At 64.6% G+C, this 4,190-nt stretch carries 4 protein-coding genes and 1 riboswitch; of the genes, 2 read left to right on the top strand and 2 right to left on the bottom strand.

Going from position 1 to position 4,190, the window contains the following annotated elements:
• The coding region (locus ACSLE4_RS06445) for a DHA2 family efflux MFS transporter permease subunit (protein WP_435903656.1) at positions 1-965 on the bottom strand (965 nt) is incomplete at its 3' end.
• A complete protein-coding gene (locus ACSLE4_RS06440; RefSeq protein ID WP_435903655.1) occupies positions 962-2,023 on the bottom strand; it encodes an efflux RND transporter periplasmic adaptor subunit in 1,062 nt (353 codons plus the stop codon). The genes ACSLE4_RS06440 and ACSLE4_RS06445, both read right to left, overlap by 4 nt.
• Positions 2,024-2,357: 334 nt before the next feature.
• A riboswitch (TPP riboswitch) is annotated at positions 2,358-2,486 on the top strand.
• Between ACSLE4_RS06440 and ACSLE4_RS06435 the strand changes: the two genes are divergently transcribed.
• Positions 2,484-2,870 (top strand): hypothetical protein, encoded by a 387-nt coding sequence (locus ACSLE4_RS06435; RefSeq protein ID WP_435903654.1) that lies wholly within the window; start codon positions 2,484-2,486, stop codon positions 2,868-2,870. It overlaps the preceding riboswitch by 3 nt.
• A gap of 22 nt (positions 2,871-2,892) precedes the next feature.
• The coding region (gene thiC, locus ACSLE4_RS06430) for a phosphomethylpyrimidine synthase ThiC (protein WP_435903653.1) at positions 2,893-4,190 on the top strand (1,298 nt) is incomplete at its 3' end.

Genomic DNA, 4,190 nt, shown 5'->3' with positions numbered 1-4,190 from the left:
CGCTGGCTGAACAGCGGCATGATCGCCATCCAGCCGAACAGGCTGATGCCAAAGAGTGTAATGGCGAGCGTGCCGGCGACGAAGTTTCGATCCTTCAGCAGCGACAGGTCGATGATGTTGTCGGGCTTGTTCCAGCCGCGCAGGAAGAATGCGGCGGTGGTGAAGATGGCTATGATGGCGCCCGAGACGATGACCTTCGAGTTGAACCAGTCGCGCATCTGGCCCTGGTCGAGCACGAATTGCAGGGCGCCCACGGCGACGATTAGAAGCGCCAAGCCGACCCAGTCGGTTCGCATCTCCTTGATGGCGCGCTGGGGGAGATAGCCCACCGCGAGCAGCAGCGCGAGAATGCCGATGGGGATGTTGATGTAGAACACCATTCGCCAGGAATATGCTTCGGTCAGATAGCCGCCGAGCGCGGGTCCGATCACCGGCGCCACCATGATGCCGAGGCCGAAAATGGCCAGCGCCTGGCCGTGCTTCTCGCGCGGGAAGGCATCGAGCAGGATGGCTTGGCTCAAGGGGACCAGCGGCGCGCCGAACACGCCCTGGGCGAGGCGGAAGAAGACGATGCTCTCGAGGTTCCAGGACAGGCCGCAAAGAACCGACGAGATGGTGAAGCCCGTGATCGAGAGCAGGAGTAGCCGGCGGCGGCCGAGCCAGTTGGACAGATAGCCGGTGAGCGGCATGACCACGGCGGCCGCCACGATATACGAGGTGAGGATCCAGGTGATCTGGTCGGGCGTTGCCGAGAAGGCGCCGAGCATATGCGGGATCGCCACGTTGACGATCGTGATGTCCAGCACTTCGAGCACCGCGGTCAGCACCACGGCGATGACCAGCGGAATCGGCGGGCGCTCAAATTCCGGTTTCGGCGGCGGCGGGGGCGGCGGTGGCCGCTTCCTTGGCGGCTTCGCGCCGCGGCCTTTAGTTACCTTGCCGCCCGCGCGCTGTTCAGCGCTCATTGCATGCCTTCGGTCGAATCTTTCGTCGTGTCGACGGTCACCGTGGCGCTGGCGCCGACGCGCAAGGGCCGGTCGGCGTCAGGCTCGCTCGTGATCTTGACGCGCACGGGAAAGCGCTGCGTGACCTTCACCCAGTTGCCGGTGGCGTTCTCCGGCGGCAGCACCGAGAAGAGGGCGCCGGAACCGGGGCTGATGCTCTCGACCGCGCCGTCGATGGTGTAGCCCGGATACATGTCGAGGCTGATGGTCGCCGGCTGGCCGGGCTTGATGCGGGCGAGGTCGGTTTCCTTGAAGTTGGCGGCCACCCACCAATCGCTGTTCTCGACGAGGGCGAAAGCGGGCGTGCCGGTTCCCACGACCGCACCTGGCCGCAAGCGCACATTGGAAACCCAGCCGTCGCCCGGCGAGAGCACATGGGTTTTCACCCGGTCCTCGGTGGCCTTGTCGAGCTGGGCCGCGGCGCCGCGGAGCTTCACCGTGGGTGTCGTCACCACGAGATCCTGGTCCTGCGCGTTGCTGAAGGCTTCGTGCGCATCCTGATAAGCGGTCTGGGCCTCATGCACTTCTTTCAAGGCGTCCAGGGTCGCTTGGTTCGGCGCTTCGCCTTCGCCTTGCGCGCTCTCGGCCTCGCGATATTTGCCGAGCGCCGCCACCAGCGCCACGCGCTTCGCTTCCATCTCGTCGGCGGCGGACTTCAAGTCTTCGCCGGCGATGCCGGTGGCGTTGACCGCGGCGTCGAACTGGGCGCGCGCGCCGCGCAGCGCCGCCTCGTAAGGCGCCGGATCGATGTCGAACAGCGGATCGCCCTTGGACACCTTCTGGTCCTCGACGACATAAACGCTGGTCACTGGGCCCGAGACCAGCGGGGCGATGCGCACGATGTCCGCGCCCGTATAGGCATTGTCGGTCGAGGGGTAGATCGCAGCGTAGCGCCAATAGGCGAGAACGCCGCCCACCGTCACCACCAGGAGAACGAAAAGAGCAATCCACCGGCGGCGCGCCGCGTTGTTCTTCGCGGTCGTCGGCGCGGAAGCGGAAGTCGTGGCGTCCTGGTTCACGTGGCTATCTACCTTGGTTTGGGCAGCTGAGGAATGGCGGGGGGAGGTTTCAGGGCACGCAATTCAAGGTGAAGCAAGGCAGAATGATGACGAGGCTTAAACTGCTTGGGCGGCCCCCGCAAGATGTCCCTCGGCGTTAGAGCCCGCGCCCAGTTCTGTCATGGTTCTGCGCCGCTCGCCTCCTCGGGAATTCCGGGTTTTGCCGGCCAATCCTTGCCGCGCGGCGATTCAATCCTTGGAGACCTCTGCGTTCAACTTTGCGTGGCCGTGCGGCCTTTCGCCTCCGCCGCCCACCGGCAGCCCTTTCGGAGCGGCGCCCGGAGGTCTACAGTGACTGCGTTCCGAGGGGAGCCCCAGGCAGGGGCTGAGAGTCCGCTGTCTTGAGCTTTGTCCAAGACCGGTGCGGAGACCCTTCGAACCTGATCCGGGTCATGCCGGCGAAGGGACAGGACGCAACGTCATGCAGACATCGATCTTTCTAGCGAAGCTCATCGGCCCCGTGATGCTGGCGGCCGCGATTGGCCTTCTCGTGAACCGGGAGGGTTATCGCGCCATGTCCCGCGACTTTCTGGACAGCCCGCCGCTGATCTACGTCTCCGGCGTCCTCGTCATGACGGCCGGTATCGCCATCGTGCTCTATCACAATGTGTGGGCGCTGGATTGGCGCGTGATCGTCACCCTGTTCGGCTGGATGGGGGCGATCGGCGGCGCGGTCCGCATCATCTCCTTCAGCTGGGTCAAAAGAGTCGGCGTGGCAATGCTCGGCAAGCCCTGGGCCATGACCATCGGCGGCGTGGTCTGGCTGGTCATCGCCGCGGTGCTTTGCTTCTACGGCTATTTCGCTTGAGCCGAATTGGAGTCATGAGGCCATGAACATTCACGACAAAAAGATTGCAGCACCCGAGGTCACCACGGGCCCGCTCGTTGGCAGCCGCAAGATCTATTCGTCTCCTGAAGGCGACGAGACGTTGCGCGTGCCGTTCCGCGCGATCGAGTTGAGCGACGGGGCATCGGCCTCAAGTAGCGAAGCGGTAGGCCAATCGGCCTCAAGTAGCGAAGCGGTAGGCCATAAGAATATCTTCAAGGTCTATGACCCGTCGGGTCCGTACACCGATGACGCCGTCGCCATCGACGTGAAGCGTGGACTTGATCCGTTGCGCATCCCGTGGATCGCGGCGCGCGGCGGCGTCGAGACTTACGGCGGCCGCGCCGTGAAGCCGGAAGACAACGGCAATGTGGGCGCCGCCCATCTCGCCAGCGCGTTTAAGGTCGAGCGCCAACCCTTGCGCGGCCTTGAAGGTCGCCCCGTGACGCAGCTCGAGCTCGCCCGCGCCGGCATCGTCACCAACGAGATGATCTATATCGCCCATCGCGAGAATATCGGGCGCATGCGCGCCTCGGACGAAGCGCAAGCCCGTCTCGATGACGGCGAGGACTTCGGCGCGGCGCTGCCTGCCTTCGTCACGGCGGAGTTCGTGCGCGACGAGGTAGCGCGCGGCCGGGCCATCATCCCCGCCAACATCAATCACCCCGAGAGCGAGCCGATGATCATCGGCCGCAACTTCTTGACCAAGATCAACGCCAATATCGGCAACTCCGCCGTGACGTCGTCGGTGGAGGAGGAGGTGGAGAAGATGGTGTGGGCGACCCGCTGGGGCGCCGATACGGTCATGGATCTCTCCACGGGCCGCAACATCCACACCACCCGCGAATGGATCATCAGGAACGCCGCGGTGCCCATCGGCACGGTGCCGATCTACCAAGCCTTGGAGAAGGTCGACGGCGACCCGGTCAAGCTCGACTGGGAGGTCTACAAGGACACGCTGATCGAGCAATGCGAGCAGGGCGTCGACTACTTCACCATCCATGCGGGCGTGCGCCTCGGCTATATCCATCTCACCGCGGACCGGGTCACCGGCATCGTGTCACGCGGCGGCTCGATCATGGCCAAATGGTGCCTGGCCCATCACCGGGAGAGCTTCCTCTACGAGCGCTTCGCCGACATTTGCGAGATCATGCGGAAATACGATGTCAGCTTTTCGCTCGGCGACGGGCTTCGTCCCGGCTCCATCGCCGACGCCAACGACCGCGCCCAATTCGCCGAGCTCGAGACGCTGGGTGAGCTGACTAAGGTCGCCTGGGACCATGGCTGCCAGGTGATGATCGA

It is taken from the genome of Methyloceanibacter sp. (assembly GCF_051306395.1).
Classification (GTDB): Bacteria; Pseudomonadota; Alphaproteobacteria; order Rhizobiales; family Methyloligellaceae; genus Methyloceanibacter.
This window is presented reverse-complemented; position numbering and strand designations above follow the sequence as displayed.